15 protein-coding genes are annotated in these 16,461 nt (G+C 60.7%); 4 read left to right on the forward strand and 11 right to left on the reverse strand.

Annotated features, from left to right (window positions below; genetic code table 11):
- Nucleotides 1–19: 19 nt before the first annotated feature.
- Both R2R70_RS12310 and R2R70_RS12315 read right to left on the reverse strand, forming a co-directional pair.
- The gene (locus tag R2R70_RS12310) at nucleotides 20–604 is read right to left on the reverse strand and encodes an NAD(P)H-dependent oxidoreductase (protein ID WP_410978145.1); all 585 of its coding nucleotides are present in this window, start codon (nucleotides 602–604) and stop codon (nucleotides 20–22) included.
- Nucleotides 605–738: 134 nt separating this feature from the next.
- A complete protein-coding gene (locus tag R2R70_RS12315; protein ID WP_107334977.1) occupies nucleotides 739–1,722 on the reverse strand; it encodes an aldo/keto reductase in 984 nt (327 codons plus the stop codon).
- A gap of 47 nt (nucleotides 1,723–1,769) precedes the next feature.
- Here R2R70_RS12315 and R2R70_RS12320 point away from each other — a divergent pair, with 47 nt between their 5' ends.
- A complete protein-coding gene (locus R2R70_RS12320; protein ID WP_410978146.1) occupies nucleotides 1,770–2,759 on the forward strand; it encodes a LysR family transcriptional regulator in 990 nt (329 codons plus the stop codon).
- Here R2R70_RS12320 and R2R70_RS12325 read toward each other — a convergent pair.
- On the reverse strand, nucleotides 2,756–4,030 hold the full coding sequence (locus R2R70_RS12325; RefSeq protein WP_410978202.1) for a Y-family DNA polymerase: 1,275 nt from the start codon (nucleotides 4,028–4,030) through the stop codon (nucleotides 2,756–2,758). The genes R2R70_RS12320 and R2R70_RS12325 overlap by 4 nt on opposite strands.
- Nucleotides 4,031–4,038: 8 nt before the next feature.
- The gene (locus R2R70_RS12330) at nucleotides 4,039–4,500 is read right to left on the reverse strand and encodes a LexA family protein (protein ID WP_410978147.1); all 462 of its coding nucleotides are present in this window, start codon (nucleotides 4,498–4,500) and stop codon (nucleotides 4,039–4,041) included.
- Between the two features lie 261 nt (nucleotides 4,501–4,761).
- Here R2R70_RS12330 and R2R70_RS12335 point away from each other — a divergent pair, with 261 nt between their 5' ends.
- The gene (locus R2R70_RS12335; RefSeq protein ID WP_410978148.1) at nucleotides 4,762–5,997 is read left to right on the forward strand and encodes a glutamate carboxypeptidase; all 1,236 of its coding nucleotides are present in this window, start codon (nucleotides 4,762–4,764) and stop codon (nucleotides 5,995–5,997) included.
- A 112-nt stretch (nucleotides 5,998–6,109) separates the two neighbouring features.
- Here R2R70_RS12335 and R2R70_RS12340 read toward each other — a convergent pair whose 3' ends face one another.
- The 3 genes from R2R70_RS12340 to R2R70_RS12350 all read right to left on the reverse strand — a co-directional run bounded on the left by R2R70_RS12340 (nucleotide 6,110) and on the right by R2R70_RS12350 (nucleotide 9,619).
- The gene (locus R2R70_RS12340; RefSeq protein WP_043332154.1) at nucleotides 6,110–6,421 is read right to left on the reverse strand and encodes a putative quinol monooxygenase; all 312 of its coding nucleotides are present in this window, start codon (nucleotides 6,419–6,421) and stop codon (nucleotides 6,110–6,112) included.
- Between the two features lie 196 nt (nucleotides 6,422–6,617).
- Nucleotides 6,618–8,108 carry a CoA-acylating methylmalonate-semialdehyde dehydrogenase gene (locus R2R70_RS12345; RefSeq protein WP_043332153.1) on the reverse strand — a complete coding sequence of 497 codons (1,491 nt, stop codon included), beginning with the start codon at nucleotides 8,106–8,108 and terminating at the stop codon, nucleotides 6,618–6,620.
- Nucleotides 8,109–8,269: 161 nt separating this feature from the next.
- A complete protein-coding gene (locus tag R2R70_RS12350; RefSeq protein ID WP_043332339.1) occupies nucleotides 8,270–9,619 on the reverse strand; it encodes an aspartate aminotransferase family protein in 1,350 nt (449 codons plus the stop codon).
- Between the two features lie 191 nt (nucleotides 9,620–9,810).
- Here R2R70_RS12350 and R2R70_RS12355 point away from each other — a divergent pair, with 191 nt between their 5' ends.
- Both R2R70_RS12355 and R2R70_RS12360 read left to right on the forward strand, forming a co-directional pair.
- Nucleotides 9,811–10,797 (forward strand): LysR family transcriptional regulator, encoded by a 987-nt coding sequence (locus tag R2R70_RS12355; RefSeq protein WP_410978149.1) that lies wholly within the window; start codon nucleotides 9,811–9,813, stop codon nucleotides 10,795–10,797.
- Nucleotides 10,794–11,861 (forward strand): LacI family DNA-binding transcriptional regulator, encoded by a 1,068-nt coding sequence (locus R2R70_RS12360; RefSeq protein ID WP_410978150.1) that lies wholly within the window; start codon nucleotides 10,794–10,796, stop codon nucleotides 11,859–11,861. Before R2R70_RS12355 ends, R2R70_RS12360 begins: the two co-directional genes overlap by 4 nt.
- A 36-nt stretch (nucleotides 11,862–11,897) precedes the next feature.
- On the opposite strand, the gene R2R70_RS12365 is transcribed toward R2R70_RS12360, so the two are convergent.
- From R2R70_RS12365 to R2R70_RS12380, 4 genes are all read right to left on the reverse strand, one after another.
- Complete coding sequence (locus R2R70_RS12365; RefSeq protein WP_410978151.1) at nucleotides 11,898–13,034, reverse strand: hypothetical protein; 1,137 nt, start codon at nucleotides 13,032–13,034, stop codon at nucleotides 11,898–11,900.
- A 172-nt stretch (nucleotides 13,035–13,206) separates the two neighbouring features.
- Entirely contained in the window at nucleotides 13,207–14,682 is a 1,476-nt protein-coding gene (locus R2R70_RS12370; RefSeq protein WP_410978152.1) for a sodium:solute symporter family protein, read from the reverse strand.
- Nucleotides 14,683–15,197: 515 nt separating this feature from the next.
- The gene (locus tag R2R70_RS12375; RefSeq protein WP_410978153.1) at nucleotides 15,198–15,626 is read right to left on the reverse strand and encodes a GNAT family N-acetyltransferase; all 429 of its coding nucleotides are present in this window, start codon (nucleotides 15,624–15,626) and stop codon (nucleotides 15,198–15,200) included.
- Between the two features lie 64 nt (nucleotides 15,627–15,690).
- Entirely contained in the window at nucleotides 15,691–16,353 is a 663-nt protein-coding gene (locus tag R2R70_RS12380; RefSeq protein ID WP_410978154.1) for a helix-turn-helix domain-containing protein, read from the reverse strand.
- Between the last annotated feature and the right edge of the window lie 108 nt (nucleotides 16,354–16,461).

A 16,461-nucleotide genomic window follows, 5' to 3' on the forward strand; every position in this document is an offset into this window, starting at 1 on the left:
CAACTCATCTCTCGAGCCTTCAGGCGCGGCCGATGTGCTCGCGCAGGTGCTCACGATAGGCCTGGGTGTAGGCGGCGATATCCGGGTTCTTGATCACATCAGTGGCCAGGTAGGTCGGCAGGGCTGTCATGCCGAGGAATTCCATCGCCTTGTGCACCGGGAAGTAGACGCCATCGATGCCCTTGCCCTCGAAGAAGTTGCCTTCTTCATCAAAGGCCTCAAGTGGCGCATTCCAGGTCAGTGACAGCATGTACTGGCGACCCTGCATCAAGCCGCCAGTGCCGTAGCCCTGGGTCGGGCTGGTGCGATGACGACCATCGCTGGCATACAGAGAGCCGTGGCCCTCAGTCAGGATGTCATCGAGATACTTCTTCACGGTCCACGGCAGACCCATCCACCAACCTGGGGTCTGATAGATGATCAGATCCGCCCACAGCTGCTTCTCGATTTCCGCCTTGGCCTCGAAGCCTCCCTCGATGACGGTTTCACGCACCTCATGACCCAGCTCGGCCAGCTCACCGCGCGCCAGTTCATGCAGCGTCGCGTTCAGCTCGCCATTGGAATGGGCAAAGGCCTTGCCGCCGTTGATCAGTAGAATCTTCATGCCGGGTACTCCACAACTGTTGGCTTTTCAGCAATGGCGCACAGCATGAGTGTTCGCAAGTCATTGATAAAGCGGCACTGGCGTAAAACACCTTTGCTGTGGGTGCAACAATCCAGGCGGATTGCGAGCGATATCTATGCATTCACTCCCTTCATGCCCTCTGCGGTGTAACGCTCCCCGATGATGGGTATCTGAGCTGTGGCTTCTTCCAGTAGACGTTGCTCTTCAGGGGTGAGGATAAATGTCGTGGCAGCGGCATTCTCCATGAGATAGCGCTGCTGCTTGGTGCCGGGAATCGGTACGATGTCAGTTCCTTTCGATAGCAGCCAAGCCAGCGATAATTGCGCGGCAGTACAACCCTTTTGATTTGCCATATCGGCAATCACCTCGGCCATCCGGCGGTTGGTTGCCATTGCCTCATCGGAGAAGCGGGGTAGGCCTGAACGGAAATCACCTTCACCGAAGGCATCATTGTGTTGAAAGCGTCCGGTGAGATACCCACGACCAAGTGGCGAGTAGGGAACAAAGCCGATGCCCAGCTCACGACATGTCGGCAAGATGCTTTGCTCGACATCCCGCGTCCATAGTGAGTATTCGGTCTGCACTGCCGTGATCGGGTGTACTGCATGAGCACGGCGCAGTGTTTCCGCATTTACCTCACAGAGTCCGATATGGCCGATCTTGCCTGCCTTCACCAACTCTGCCAACGCAGTGATGGTTTCCTCAATCGGTTGATTGGCATCGACACGATGCACGTAATAAAGATCGATCTGTTCGATACCAAGGCGCTTCAAGGACGCATCGCAGGCAGTACGTATGTACTCGGCGCTGTTATCCAGGCGACGTGCATATTCGCCCGGGTTGCGCACGATGCCGAACTTGGTGGCAATGCGTATCTGTGCTCGATGTTTGGCCAGAACATCCTTGAGTAACGCTTCGTTGTGATGTGGCCCGTAGCAGTCGGCGGTATCCAGGAAGTTGATGCCAAGCTCGATAGCCTGATCAAGAACGCGCAATGACTCAGTGTCATCGCGGGGCCCATAGAATTCGCTCATTCCCATGCAGCCGAGGCCGATGGCGGATACTGACAGGCCATTACCGAGGATTCGATGTTCCATTCGATGTCTCCTTGAGCGTTGGAGTGACAGCGTGCCACTATCCTGGAATGAAAAAAATTGACGAGTTGGATAAGTCGTTTTCCAGAAACGGAAGGCAAGGTTCACGCGGCTGGGTCTGGGATGACACGCGGGTGTTTCTCGCTGTCGCTCGGCTAGGGACTTTGAGTGCTGCTTCACGCGAGCTGAAATTGGGCATAGCGACGTTGTCGCGCCGCATCGAGCGACTTGAACAGGCGCTGGGGATACCGCTGTTCGTGCGTCAGCAAACGGGCTATCAGCTCACGGAGGAGGGGGAGGATCTGCTTGATAAGGCCGAAGGGCTGGAATCAGCGGCCTTGGCTTTTGCTTCGGAGGTCACTACCCAAGCGCAGATCAGCGGGAAGGTACGCTTGGCAACAGCAGAAAATCTAGCTACGGAATTGATCCTGCCGGCATTGCCAGCCTTTTATCAGCGTTATCCTGAGCTATCGATTGAATTGATGACCGATAGTACGACCGTCAATCTTCATCGCCGGGATGCCGATCTTGCACTGCGCATGCTCAAGCCGGAGCGCGGAAACGTGACACTGAGGCGGTTGGGCGTCCTTGGCTACGGGCTCTACAGCAGCGCTGAGTATGCAAGTCAGAGAATCGAGGAGATCAGACCTCTCTCAGCGTCAGGAGTCATGGATTCATGGGCATCTCAATCGTTTTTCCGCGATAGCTTCATCACCTGGAGTGATCATTACTCACACCTACCTGCCTCACAGTGGATCGAGACTGCGCTACAGGGACGAGAACCGGCATTGAGAACGACGTCTCTGAGGTCTCAGGTCGTCGCTGCGCAAGCAGGACTTGGTATCGCGTTATTGCCGCATTTCATTGGCCGTGAGGCTGATTTATGTTGCCTGTCAGCCGTGACGGCAATCGATCAAGACATTTATCTGGTCATGCAGACAGACTTGGCGCATTCACGTCGTGTCCGTGCTGTCGCTGATTTTCTGGTGGAGCTGGTCAAGGACAATGCGACGCGACTGAGTGGCGAGTATTGGCACTAACGCAACCGCTTCAATTCCTTCCAGTTAGTGGTGTAGCGGGCGCTGCGGTGGGCGCAGCGCAGTTGCCAGGCGGCGTCGGGGCGTGCGACGCCCAGGCGCACGGTGCCGCGGCCCATCTTCTGATTCATGGCGTCCAAGGTCGCCATCAGCTGCTGACTGCGTTCACGCCTGGCGATATCCGCTTCGTCGTCGAGTAATGAGAGTTGCTCGCGTGGCTGGTCGATGAGATCGAGCAGCATCACGCCAGCCTTCATGAAGCGATAACCGCGCAGGTAGATATGCTCCAGCGCCTGTTGCGCGGCGGCGAGTATCTCGCGGCTGTCATTGGTGGGGGCGGGCAGCTCGACGATGGTGCTGGGTGAGTATTGCGGCAGGTCGGGTCGGTGGCGATTGCTCTTGAGGAAGACCAGCACGGCGCGTGTCAGGCTGCCTTGGTGGCGCAGTTTCTCGGCGCCGCGTTGGGCATGTTGGCAGATGGCGTCCCTGAGTTCATTCAAGTCACCGGTCATGCGCCCGAAGGAGCGCGAGGTCATGATGCGCTGGCGAGCGTCATCGGCATCATTCATCTCGAAGCAGGGCGTGCCTTGCAGTTCGCGCGCGGTGCGTTCCAGTACCACGGAATACCGCTGGCCGATGGCGCGCGGGTCGGCGCAGCGCAGGTCCCAGGCAGTGTGCAGGCCTTGCAGTGCCAGGCGTTCGACCAGTCGTCGGCCCACGCCCCAGACATCGCCAAGTGGCGTGTCGGCCAGCAGGCGCTGGGTGCCGACTTCATCGGGTTCCAGCACGCAGACACCGCCGAATTCCGGACGCTTCTTGGCAGCGCGATTGGCCAGCTTGGCCAGCGTTCGAGTTGGTGCGACCCCGACACACACGGGAATGCCGGTGAACTTGCGGACATTGCGGTGCAGGGTGCGGCTCAATGTCAGCATCGAGTTGCGATCAAAGCCATCGAAACGCACGAACATCTCATCGATGGAGTAGGGCTCGACCCCGGCGGAATATTCCTCCAGCACCTCACGCACGCGCGCCGACATGTCGCCATACAGCTCGTAGTTGGAGGAGAGCAGGTGGATGCGCCCCTCACGGACGAGTGGCTGTAGCTGGAAGGCGGGGGTGCCCATCTCCACGCCCAGCGCCTTGAGTTCGTTGGAACGCGCGATCACGCAGCCGTCATTGTTGGACATCACGCCGACAGGGCGGCCCTCCAGACGCGGGTCGAACACTCGCTCGCAGCTGGCGTAGAAGTTGTTGCAGTCGACCAGTCCGATCATCGGCGTATTCATACCGCGTATTCGTGGATGACGGAACGCACCACCCCCCAGACCTGGCATTCGAGGTCGAAGATCGCGACCGGCGGATACAGGGCATTGCCGGAGCTCAGATAGGGGCGCTGACCGATCAGCTCATAACGCTTGACCACCACCTCACCCTCGACCAGTGCCACCACGATATGCCCGGGACGGGCATCGATGGAGCGGTCTACCACCAGGGTGTCGTCCTCATAGATGCCGAAGCCTTCCATGCTGTCACCCGCCACCGTCATGAAGAAGGTCGCTGCCGGACGCTTGATCAGCCGCTCGTTGAGGTCCAGCGTGCGCCCCGCGTAATCCTCGGCCGGCGAGGGGAAGCCGGAAATGCCAGCGCGCCCCGTGATGTGAGGGTGCGGCAGCGCACAGGGCTCCGGTGCTGGATGAGGGCGAGCCAGCGAGGCGTGGGACGGTTGAGCGGCAGATACGGTCATGGGTGAGGTCTCCTTTCGATACTGTATTTATATACAGTATCGGCGCTGAGAAGCCCTCAGGCAACCGGTAATCCCTGCGAGTGCTGCACATTCACGAGACGCAGATCAGATGAGGTGCACCTGTGTTCAATGGTGGACGGCAGGTAAAGCTGCTAGCGGGGAAAATTTCCCGGTAGGCCTCGCGTTTGCGTTTGCCTGATATCCGCCTTACCTTCGTTATCCCTTATATAACAATATTAGAGGTGGAAAATGCGGCTTCAGATGTTGGCGGTGGGTTTGGCATGCGGTATGTGCAGTGCCGGTGCGCAAGCGGCGGACTATCAGGATGTGCAGGATGCCGTCGAGCAACAGCGAGCGCCTCTGCTGGAGACGCTGGAAACACTAGTCAACGTGGATTCGGGAACGGGCTACCGTGAAGGCTTGAATGACGTTGAGGCAATGCTGACTCAGCATCTCGAAGCGCTTGGCGCACAGGTGGAAACGCACCCTGCCAAGACCTATGGCGGCAATACGATTGTCGGTCGCCTGCAGGGAGATGGCAGTCGCAAGATCATGTTGATGATTCACTACGACACCGTCTTCGATGAAGGCGTCGCCACGGAGCGTGCCTTCCGTATCGAGGATGGGCGTGCCTATGGCCCGGGCGTGGGCGATGCCAAGGGTGGCGCAGCCGTTATTCTGCACAGTCTCGAGGCGCTGAAGACGCTCGGGTTTGATGACTATGGCCAGGTGACGGTTGTCTTCAATCCTGATGAGGAGAAGGGCTCGCCGGGCTCGCATGACCTGATTCATGAGCTATCGGCAGATCAGGATGCCGTGCTGGTATTCGAGCCTACCTTCGCTGACCCGGGAGTCGATGCCGTCACCGTCGTCACCAAGGGCATCAACTACGCGTTTCTCGAGGTGAAGGGCCGTGCCTCCCATGCCGGTGGCGCACCAGAGGAAGGACGCAACGCCATCATGGAGCTGTCTCATCAGCTGCTGCAGTTGAATGAGCTTGATGATGCGGACAAGGAGACGACGCTCAACTGGACGATCGTCGAGGGCGGCGTCAAGCGCAACGTGATTCCGGAGCATGCCAGGGCGGAAGGTGATATGCGCTACTTCGATAGCAGCGAGTATCAGCGTGTCCTGGAAGAAGCGCAGGCCATCACGAAGAACCAGTTGATCGATGATACCGAAGTGGAGTTTCACCTAGAGAAGGGGCGTCCGCCGCTGCCTGACAATCCGCAGAGTCAGCAGCTGGCCGAGCAGGCCCAGAAGATCTATCAGGAGTTGGGGCAGACACTGCAAGCGGTCGAGATCGGTGGCGGCACCGATGCGGCCTACGCCTATCATGCAGATTCCGATAAACCGGCAGTGCTCGAATCCCTGGGTCTCGTCGGCGGCGGCTACCACAGTGATCAGGAGTTCGTGCTGGTCGATAGCGTCGTGCCACGCCTTTACCTGACGACGCGCATGATCATGCAGTTGTCCGAGGATCAGCCGCAGGAGTGAAGCCGGGATTGTAGCGGTAAATGATATGCTGTCATGACAGCAAACCCGATAAAAAAGCCCGGCCTCCAGGAGGCCGGGCTTTTTTGGGTCTTTCCCAATGCTGTTCTGTCTATCAGCCCGCCGGGCTCAGGATGCGGATATCGCCATCGGCGATCCAGTCACCGGCGTTGTCGCGGAAGCGCTGCATGTGTTCGGTCTCACGGTGGGCCTGCAGCGCATCGTGGGATTCCCAGGCTTCCACCACGGTGATGGTGTCGGGGCGTGGGTCGTTGTCCTTGTCGGCGGCGCGTTCGGAGTCCAGGCACGGGTGGTAGGCGTGGCAGCCATCTTCCTCGCGCACGGTGGGCGCGACGGCGCAGAGTTCATTGAAGACATCCTGAACGTGGCCTTCCTTGGCGGTAACGGTGGCGATTACCCAGATCATCTTGGCTCCTTGTGACGGTGCTGACCGCCGATGTTGTCGGAATTCTCGTGATGAGATGTCCTGACTATGTGGAGCCGTTTCTGGCCACTGCAAGGGGCAGGGGCTGTCTGCCGGCATGACCCCGCGTGATGAGCACACGAAAGCGCCGGACAGCAGGGCTGTCCGGCGCAGTTGTCATCAGACGATGATCAGCGGATCAGGACGGGAAGGCGAACTGGGCGCCTTCACGCAGACCGGCGGAAGGCCAGCGCTGGGTGATGGTCTTGCGGCGGGTGTAGAAGCGCACCGCATCCGGGCCGTAGGCGGACAGATCGCCGAACAGCGAGCGCTTCCAGCCGCCGAAGCTGTGATAGGCGACCGGTACCGGCAGCGGCACGTTGATGCCGACCATGCCGACCTGGATGTGATCACTGAAGTAGCGGGCGGCTTCGCCATCGCGGGTGTAGATGCAGGTGCCATTGCCGTATTCGTGATCATTGATCAGCTGCATGGCGGCTTCCATCGAATCGGCGCGCACGACCAGCAGCACCGGGCCGAAGATCTCTTCCTGGTAGCAGGTCATCTCCGGGGTGACGCCATCGATCAGGGTGCCGCCGACGAAGAAGCCGTTCTCGCCGCCTTCGACCTGCGGATTGCGACCATCGACCACCACCGTCGCGCCTTGCTGCTCGGCGCTGTCGATGTAGCCGACCACCTTGTCGCGATGGGCTGCGGTGATCAGCGGGCCGAAATCATTGCCCTTGTCGCTGTAGATGCCGACCTTGAGGCCTTCCATCTGCTGCTTCATCTGCGCGATCAGTTTGTCGGCGGCGTCATCGCCCACGGCCACCGCGACGGACAGTGCCATGCAACGCTCACCGGAAGAGCCGAAGGCGGCGCCATTCAGTGAGTTGGCCACGTATTCCATGTCGGCGTCCGGCATCACGATGGCGTGGTTCTTGGCGCCACCGAGGGCCTGGCAGCGCTTGCCGTTGGCCGCGGCGCGGCTGTAGATGTATTCAGCGATCGGGGTGGAGCCGACGAAGCTGACCGCCTGAATGCGCGGGTCGTCCAGCAGCGTATCGACGGCTTCCTTGTCGCCATTGACGACATTCATGACGCCGGCCGGCAGACCGGCCTCCATCAGCAGCTCAGCGATGAACAGCGTGGAAGTCGGGTCGCGCTCGGAGGGCTTGAGGACGAAGGTGTTGCCGCAGGCGATCGCCATCGGGTACATCCACAGCGGCACCATGGCCGGGAAGTTGAACGGCGTGATGCCGGCAACCACGCCCAGCGGCTGGAATTCGCTCCAGGAGTCGATGCCCGGGCCGGTATTGCGGCTGTGCTCGCCCTTGAGCAGTTCCGGGGCGCTGCAGGCATATTCGACATTCTCGATGCCGCGCTGCAATTCGCCCAGCGCATCGTGACAGATCTTGCCGTGCTCCTGACCGATCAGGCGGGCGATCTCGTCGGCGTGTTCTTCCAGCAGCTGCTTGAAGCGGAACATCACTCGGGCGCGCTTGATCGGCGGCGTGTTGCGCCATTCCGGGAAGGCGGCCTCGGCGGCCGCGATGGCTTCCTCGACCGTCGCCTTGCTGGCCAGGCGCACCTGACCGCCGACTTCGCCGGTGGAGGGATTGAAGATGTCCTGGGTACGGCCTTCGCTGTGATCGATGTTGCCGTTGATGAGGTGTCCGAGCGTCTTCATTGGGTGGGCTCCCTGAGATGACTTGTGAAATGAATGGCGATGAATGAAGTAGTGTTGATCGTCAGTTCTGAATGTTGAGCGTCAGTCTTGAACGTCGATCGCCAGCCTTGAGCGTCGACCGTCAGCCTTGAGCGTCGACCGTCAGCCTTGAGCGGCAACCGTCAGTCCTGGGCGGCGAAGGCATCGCCGAGGGCATTGATCAGGCGGTCCAGCTCGTCGTGTTCGGTGATGAACGGCAGGCCCAGCTGGATGGTGTCGCCGCCGTAACGCACATAGAAACCGGCCTTCCAGCAGTGCATGGCAATCTCATACGGGCGCCGCGCCGGCTCGCCGGGATAGGCCTCGACCTGCAGGGCACCGGCCAGGCCGTAGTTGCGGATGTCGCTGATGTAGCGCGTGCCCTTGAGCTCGTGCAGCTTCTTCTCGAATACCGGACTCAGCTCGCGGACACGGGAGATGAGCTGGTCGTTCTCGAGCACGTCGAGGGCTGCCAGCGCCGCGGCACACGCCACCGGGTGACCGGAGTAGGTGTAGCCGTGGGGAATCTCCATCATGTAGTCGGGGCCGCCGTTGTCCATGAAGGTCTGGTAGATGTCGCCCTTGACGACCACGGCGCCCATCGGCACCGCGCCATTGGTGATCTGCTTGGCGACGTTGAGGATGTCCGGCGTGACCCCGAATTCCTCGGCGCCGCTCATGGCACCCATGCGTCCGAAGCCGGTGATGACCTCATCGAAGATCAACAGGATGTCGTGCTGGTCGCATATCTCGCGCAGGCGCTTGAGATAGCCCACTGGCGGCGGCAGCACGCCGGCGGAGCCTGCCATCGGCTCGACGATGACAGCGGCGATATTGGAGGCATCATGCAGCGCGATCAGCTCCAGCAGCTCATCGGCGCGCTCGGCACCGGTCCTGGGCATGCCGGGCGTGAAGACATTTTCCTTGAGCAGGGTATGCGGCAGGTGATCGGCATCGACCCCCTGACCGTAGAGCGAACGGTTGGCCCCGATGCCACCGACACTGAAGCCCCCGAAGTTGACACCGTGATAACCCTTGCTGCGCCCGATCAGCTTGGTCTTGGTCGGCTTGCCTTTCTTGCGCCAGTAGGCACGCGCGATCTTCAGTGAGGTGTCGGCACTCTCGGAGCCGGAGCCGGTGAAGAAGACGTGATCCAGCCCCTCGGGCATCAGCGTCTTGATGCGATGCGCCAGCTCGAAGGCCTTGGGATGGCCGTACTGGAAGGCGGGCGCGTAATCCAGCTCGCGCAGCTGCGCGCTGACCGCCTCGGCGATTTCCGGGCGGCAATGGCCGGCACCGCAGGTCCAGAGGCCCGACAGGCCATCGAAGATCTGGCGGCCCTGGGAGTCCGTGAAGTAGGCTCCCTGCGCCTTGGTGATGATGCGCGGGTCCTGCTTGAACTGGCGGTTGGCCGTGTAGGGCATCCAGTAGGCATCGAGCTGCTCCTGGCTCAAGCCTGCCTGGGCGGAAGGGGATGTATCGAAGGCGGTCATGATGTCTCCCACAGAGTGTGTTGTTGTTGGTTCTCGGCTCCTGTCCAACGAGATTAGGAAGTCCTTTTGGTAAGATAAATGCCATTGTCTTTATCTTCAGGAAAGCATTTACTTAACTTTCCGCTGGCGTTCGCTACGCCATCTCGGCGCCGTCTGGCGCGGAACCGTTCAACAACAGGAGGCGCGGGCCTATGCGAGGCGAGGTCATGCGGGGGCAGCTCGGCGATACCGACCTGCGTCTGCTGCGTATCTTTCGCAAGGTAGTGGAGTGCGGTGGCTTCTCGGCGGCCGAGATCGAGCTCAACATCAGTCGCTCCGCCATCAGCATGGCAATGAGTGACCTGGAGACGCGGCTGGGCCTCAAGCTCTGTCAGCGCGGGCGCAGCGGGTTTTCTCTCACCAATGAGGGGCGGGAAGTCCACGAGGCCGCGATGCAGATGCTGGCGGCGGCAGAGGGCTTTCGCACACGCATCAATGGTCTGCATGCCTGGCTCAAGGGCGAGCTGAACATCGGCATCACCGACAATCTGGTCACCATGCCCGAGATGCACATCACGGATGCGCTGAGTGCGCTGAAGGGTCACGGCCCGGAGGTGATGATCAACATCCGCATGATTCCCCCCAACGAGATCGAGCGCGCCGTGCTGGATGGCCGCCTGCATACCGGGGTGATCCCGACGCTCAAGACGCTGCCGGGGCTCGAGTATCGCTCGCTCTATGAGGAAACCTCCTGCCTTTACTGCGCGCGGGGCCATGTGCTGTTCCGTGAACCCCGGGCGGGCGATACCCTCGCGCGGGGGCGTCCGGTGGGCGAGGAAGAGATTCGCCAGCATGATGCGGTGCTGCCGGCCTACGCGCAGACGCCTGCGATCAAGGCGCTGCACGAGCCGCTCAAAGCCGCCGCCTCCGCGACTGACCGCGAGGGCATCGCCTTCCTGGTGCTTTCCGGGCGCTATCTGGGCTATCTGCCCACCCACTATGCCGAGCGCTGGGTGCGCGATGGCCAGATGCAGGCGCTCAGCCCGGTGGCCAACTCCTATGTCACCTATTACAGCGCCATCACGCGCAAGAGCCGCCCACCCAATCTGGTGCTGGAGCGTTATCTGATGGAGCTGGATGCCCTGCGCCAGGCGAAACCGGCCCGAAGAACGCAGGCGGCGAGGGAGAGCAAGCCATGAACAAGCCTAGGCGTGCCGGGGTCAGGGAAGTCGCCCAGCTGGCGGGGGTGTCGGTCGCGACGGTCTCACGGGTACTCAACAACCCCGAAAAGGTGGTGAAGAAGACCGCCGACAAGGTGCTGGCGGCGGCCGACGCGCTCGATTTCCTGCCCAACAATGCTGCGCGTGTACTGTCTCAGCATCAGTCGCGCACCCTGGGGATCGTGATCCCGACCTTCGAGAACCCGATCTACGCCAAGTTCATCGATGCATTGGAAGGCGCGCTGGCGCGGGCGCACTACAGCCTGCTGGTGACGACTACCCAGAAGGGGCGGGTGACGGAATTCGACAAGGTACGCGAGCTGGTCAACATGGGGGTGGACGCCGTGATTCTGCCCGGTGGCAGTCATGCCGCCGAGACACTGGACTACCTGTCACGCTTCTCGGTGCCGGTGGTCTTCAACAGCATCTATCTTCCGGACTCGCCGTTGATCACGGTGGGCTATGACAACTACGGCTTGGCCAAGGCACTGGCGGAGTATCTGATGTCCTTGGGTCATCAGCGTATCGTTATCCTCTCCGAGCCGCTTGCGCACAACGACCGCGCGCGTCTGCGCTACGACGGCGCCGTTGCCGCGCTGCAGGCGCTGGAGGCCGCCCGCGCCGATCGCGAGCATGATCAGTTCGTCGATGTCACCACCGCCGGTGCGAGTGCCGCGATAGGCGAGCTTTCTTGTGAGCCTGGGGGTGCGCTCGATGGCGAAGGGCAAGGCGGCCTGCGGGATGGCATCACCGCCGTGATGTGTCTCAATGACGTGCTGGCCAGTGGTGCCATGCTGGCGCTGCAGCGGCGGGGAATCCGTGTGCCGCAACAGGTCTCGGTGGTGGGATTCGATGACCTGGAAATGGCGGAGTTCCTCAATCCGCCGCTGACGACGGTAGACCTGCCGGTGGAGGAGATGGGCGAAGTGATCGCCCAGGCGTTGATCCGCCATCTCGAGGAAGACGCGCCCTTGACGTCACGCCTGCTGGACGCGTCGCTGGCGATTCGTGGCAGTGCAGGCCCGGCGCCCAGCCAGGGCTGAGCACCTGTTCACGGGACCTGACTGGTAGCGCCTGACTCACAGCGTCTTGTAGTCGACCCAGCCCGGACCATAGATCGGCTGCAACCAGGCGCGGTGCAGGGAGTTGTCCGGCGACTCGGCCTGAAATCGCACGTACTTCCAGTCGCCGTCCAGTTCCAGCTCCCACTCTGCAGCAGCGGTGGGGGCCGTGATCTCGATCAGCTGCGGCGCGTCTGGCTCGCCTGCGCCTGTAGGGTCCACGCCTCGCTGCACCATCGCCTTCCACTTTACCTTGCCCTGTGCGCTGACACGAAAGGTGTAGCGCCCCTGCTGTTCAGACATTGCCAGTGGCGTATCGGCCAGCATCACCCCGGTGCTGGCATAGAAGCGGTTGCGCTTCACGTTGCGCAGGATATCGGCCTCGTTGAGCGCCGCGGCCACCATGATGAAGCCCAGTGGCGCGTAGTTCTCGTAGAAATATTGTTCGCGATAGAACTCGTCGTTGCCGGCAAAGCCTGCACAGCGCACTCCCTCACACAGAAGATCATCCCAGCAGGGCTCTGCCATGTGCGGCGCATAGGGCCTGGCCCCCATGTGTTCCTCCAGGATGGAAAGGCCGTTGTAGACCTCCATGCCCATGATGTTCATCTCCGCGAGGCGCGCACAGGGGTTGAGGAGCGTCTTCTTGATCTGTGTCCACTCGCCCCCCTCGCGCGGGCGGGTGGTCTCGAAGAAGTTGGGGTGGGCGCAGATCGACAGGCCGCCGACCTTGCCCATGCTCAGAACATGCAGATATTTCGAATGCTCGCCGGCGAAATAGCCGTCGAGATAGCCGCCATCGTCGATGGTGTCGTTCTGGATCTCGCGTCCCGGAATCACCACGAAGTCATCACGCTGCTCGCCGCGTGAGAACAGCTCGATGTTGTTGAGGTAGGGGTGAACCGACGTGCACACGAAATCGAAGTGGAAGGGAGCGGCCTGCGAGCGCCGGATCACTTCGTCATGATCCTCGCCATGAATCCGGTCCATCGAAATGCTCTCATCGAGCGCTTCGCGGGTATGCACATGGATATTGCCCTTGAGCCAGCGCGTGCCGGGCTGAGGCTCTGACTCGCTCAGCGGGGCGTAGGGATTATGGACACGATGGGCGGCTGGCCTGTCGGCGCTGGGGGAAGTCGGTACTGCTCGGGTCATGTGAGTCATCCTTGTCATGACGGCGTGCCAGAGAGAACTCTGCTGATCAGTCAGCGGGTGAAGAGATCACAAGCAAGCGGCAAGCCAGGCACCAGGGGCGGTGAAATGGCTCGTGGCAACGACAAGCCCCGAGTCATTTCCTGTCTTCATGGGCCTGGTGATCCGGTGTCGCTCAGATGGCCTTCGAGGCCAGCGCGATATCCGGCTTGGCGGCGTCCGGGAGAGCGCTTGCGGCGTGTGACTCGGCACCATCCCAGTAATAGGCCGCGACATCCTCGCTGGGGCTATGGCGGGTCAACTTGCTGACGACCACCAGCACGACCAGCGAGGTCAGGAAGCCCGGATAGGCGGGGTCGATGCCAGTCGACAGCAGTGGCCAGAGGGCGGTGACACTCAGGGCGCTCGCCATGCTGCTGATGCAGCCCCGGGACGTCGCAGGCTTCCAGAACATCACCGCGAAGAACGGGAAGATCAGCGTGGTGGCCGAGATGCGCAGCGCCCATTGATAGGCCGAGATGATGTCGGTCATCAGGAAGGTGACGCCAAGTCCCAGCACGCTGATGATGACGACACTCAGGCGTGCCGAGGCCATCTTCTGCTTCTCGTTGGCGTGACGATTGATGAAATTGCCATAGAGATCATGCGCCAGATTGGAGCTGCCCTGCAGGATGTAGGAATCCGCCGAGGTCATCAGGGCGGCCAGCAGGCCGACGATGACCAGCCCGCCGATGGCCGGGTGCAGCAACTGCATGGTGACGTAGGAGAAGACGAGATCGGCCGAGGTATCCAGCGGCACGAATTGACGCGCCAGCACGCCGATGCAGTAGGGCAAGAAGGAGATCAACATCACGATGGAGAAGCCTGACACGCCGGCCTTGATGGCCACATCTTCACTTTCGGAGGCGAAGATGCGTTGCCAGGTGCACTGCCAGACGAGGTAGAACGGCGCCACCGTCAGCGCAAAGGTCACTACCTCCATCGTCTTGCCCTCGGGCAGCAGGGCGAGGAACTCGATCGGCGTATTGAGCAGGGCATGTTCCAGCCCCCCGGCATAACTCAGGGCAGTGAAGCCCAGCACCATGATGCCGGCGATCAACAGGATGCTCTGCAGGGCATCGGTGACGATGGCCGCTTCAAGGCCCCCCAGAATGGTGAAGCCGAGAATCAGCGCAAAGGACACGAAGATGGCGGTATTGAACTCCAGCCCCAGCACCACGGTGAGAATGGTGCTCATGCCGATGATCTGGATCGCGGTGGCAGGCACCGAGTAGACGAAGGCTGAGAAGAAGGAGGGAAACAGACTGGCCTTGCGGCCGAAGCGGCGCCCGAACAGGTCCGCCAGGGTATAGAGCTTCTTGCGACGCAGCGGGCGGCTGAAGAAGATGACCAGCATCAGGCTCGCGATGATGCCGGGCAGGGCGAACATGAAGTACCCCGAGAGCCCCTTGGAAAAGCCCATCCCCATCCAGCCGATGAAGGCAGCCGCGCCACACCAGGTGCTGATGGTGGTGCCGGTGATCTTCCAGTAGCCCATGTTCCAGCCGGCAATCAGATAGCTGTCAGAGGTCTTCACCTTGCGGAAGTAGTAGTAGCCGATCGCGAACATGATCACGAAATAGCCAATGATATAGGAGTAGTACCAAGCCATTGTCGAGTCTCCGTTTATTGTTGATTGTTCTATGAAGGTCATGCATGGAGCAGGGCGTACGTGGCGTAGCAGGGACTGAAGCGACCCTCTGATTGTTGGGGATGATGCAGTGGGGCAGGTAGCGGACATGGCCGGGGCAACCATGTCTGGTCTTCGAATGTAACCCGTTACATCGACTCAATCTAGCCGAGAAAAAGGCACTGTCAAAAACATATTTCACCGGCGGACGAAAGTCTCATGCCGGCGCGATGGCAAGATTCTCGTGGGGAGGGATGTCATGCAAGAAGCGTCATCCTCATGCCTCTTCGCGCAGAAAACAGGTGCCGTAGCTGGAGGAAACGACGAAAACTCTGCCGCCATTCAGGCGATACGACTGCCAGAGGAATGAAGAGCTATACAGGTCGCGTCTCGCAACGCTGTCATGGCAGACGATTTTTTCTTCGGCCTGCAGTGGATGATAGCGGGGCGTACTCAGTCCGGAAGGCGGGCGAGCTCGATCAGGAAGGCGTACAGAATCACGGAGTCATCTGAAAGACGCACTGTGTCTTGACCAGCGTAAAGCCGCAGGCGGCATAGAATTTCCTGGCGACATCGCGCGCCTCATGGGTGCGAACCCGCAGGGTCAGCGCCTCGTCGGATGCCCAGGCGATGGCCTGCCTGGCCAATGCCCGCCCTGCGCCTTGTCGTTGCGCCTCTTGTGCGACGGACAGGCCCAGGATCTCGATGAAATCGGCTGAAGCGACACGAAAGACATGCTGGGCATGCAGCCAGCCAATCACTTCGCCCGCCTGTTCCGCCACCCAGATGCGGTCATGGCGTGACGCCAACAGGTGCTCCAGTCGCTGCAGGATCAACGCATCATCGTCGTGGGGCAGATAGCCCAGTGCGGACGCAACGCGTGAAATTCCCTGAGCATCCTTGGGTGTGGCAAGGCGAATCTTCATTGATGTTGTCCAGTCCCCATGACGATGATGATGGATGTTCGAGGGTCTCATTCGTCAGAGAGGCTCATGCATCGTCGTAGTGAATGATCGACAGCAGCTGAATCGGTACCTCGTTCAATTTCTCGGGGCCATGCGGCACACCGGCATCGAAAGCCAGGCTGTCACCGGGCCCCATGTCATAGAACTTGTCACCATGACGGTAGGTGAGGTTGCCGGAAAGCAGGTAGATGAATTCATGCCCGGCATGACAGAAGTTGGGGAAGACTTCGCTGGCGTCATCCATGGTGATCAGGAAGGGTTCGTAGCGCTTCTTGGGGCCTTGTTTGTAGCTCAACAGTTGGTAGGCATGGCCGACTTCCGTGCCGGTGCGCACTACCTGCATGCCTTGTCCGGCCTTGATGTGCTGGGCACCACGCCCGTTGACATCGTAATCGCTGAACAGCTTCGAGATCGGCAGGCTCAAGGCATTGCACAGCTTGTTGAGGGTATCGAGGCTGGTGGATACCTGGGCGTTCTCCACCTTGCTGATCATGCCTTGGCTGACACCGGCGATACGCGAGACGTCGGAAATCTTGTAGCCCTGCGAGACTCGCTGCTGCTTGAGCGCGCGCGCAATGTGCTGCTCGAGTCCCAGGCGTGTCTCGTCGGCTGCCGCGGTGATGGTCTCCTTCACCTCGGACTGCGCGACAGGTTCCGCGGCCAGCGAAGGCGCTTTCGTGTCAGACACTTTCGTGTCAGGCGCTGTCGGTTGAGGTGTATCGGAGGAATGTGAGGATTCTCGCGGCATGGATAACTCCTGTGGCGGAGGTGAATGCGATAAGGACAATGATCAGGC

Origin of the sequence: Cobetia sp. SIMBA_158 (assembly GCF_046566945.1) — a bacterium.
GTDB classification, from domain to species: Bacteria; Pseudomonadota; Gammaproteobacteria; order Pseudomonadales; family Halomonadaceae; genus Cobetia; species Cobetia amphilecti.

Excerpts from the sequence above, each read along its gene's own strand:
- R2R70_RS12315 (WP_107334977.1), bottom strand. The coding sequence starts at position 1,722 with ATGGAACATCGAATCCTCGGTAATGGCCTGTCAGTATCCGCCATCGGC.
- R2R70_RS12335 (WP_410978148.1), top strand. The coding sequence starts at position 4,762 with ATGTTGGCGGTGGGTTTGGCATGCGGTATGTGCAGTGCCGGTGCGCAA.
- R2R70_RS12360 (WP_410978150.1), top strand. The coding sequence starts at position 10,794 with ATGAACAAGCCTAGGCGTGCCGGGGTCAGGGAAGTCGCCCAGCTGGCG.
- R2R70_RS12345 (WP_043332153.1), bottom strand. The coding sequence starts at position 8,108 with ATGAAGACGCTCGGACACCTCATCAACGGCAACATCGATCACAGCGAA.
- R2R70_RS12365 (WP_410978151.1), bottom strand. The coding sequence starts at position 13,034 with ATGACCCGAGCAGTACCGACTTCCCCCAGCGCCGACAGGCCAGCCGCC.
- R2R70_RS12325 (WP_410978202.1), bottom strand. The coding sequence starts at position 4,030 with ATGATCGGACTGGTCGACTGCAACAACTTCTACGCCAGCTGCGAGCGA.
- R2R70_RS12355 (WP_410978149.1), top strand. The coding sequence starts at position 9,811 with ATGCGAGGCGAGGTCATGCGGGGGCAGCTCGGCGATACCGACCTGCGT.
- R2R70_RS12320 (WP_410978146.1), top strand. The coding sequence starts at position 1,770 with ATGAAAAAAATTGACGAGTTGGATAAGTCGTTTTCCAGAAACGGAAGG.
- R2R70_RS12370 (WP_410978152.1), bottom strand. The coding sequence starts at position 14,682 with ATGGCTTGGTACTACTCCTATATCATTGGCTATTTCGTGATCATGTTC.
- R2R70_RS12350 (WP_043332339.1), bottom strand. The coding sequence starts at position 9,619 with ATGACCGCCTTCGATACATCCCCTTCCGCCCAGGCAGGCTTGAGCCAG.
- R2R70_RS12375 (WP_410978153.1), bottom strand. The coding sequence starts at position 15,626 with ATGAAGATTCGCCTTGCCACACCCAAGGATGCTCAGGGAATTTCACGC.
- R2R70_RS12340 (WP_043332154.1), bottom strand. The coding sequence starts at position 6,421 with ATGATCTGGGTAATCGCCACCGTTACCGCCAAGGAAGGCCACGTTCAG.
- R2R70_RS12330 (WP_410978147.1), bottom strand. The coding sequence starts at position 4,500 with ATGACCGTATCTGCCGCTCAACCGTCCCACGCCTCGCTGGCTCGCCCT.
- R2R70_RS12310 (WP_410978145.1), bottom strand. The coding sequence starts at position 604 with ATGAAGATTCTACTGATCAACGGCGGCAAGGCCTTTGCCCATTCCAAT.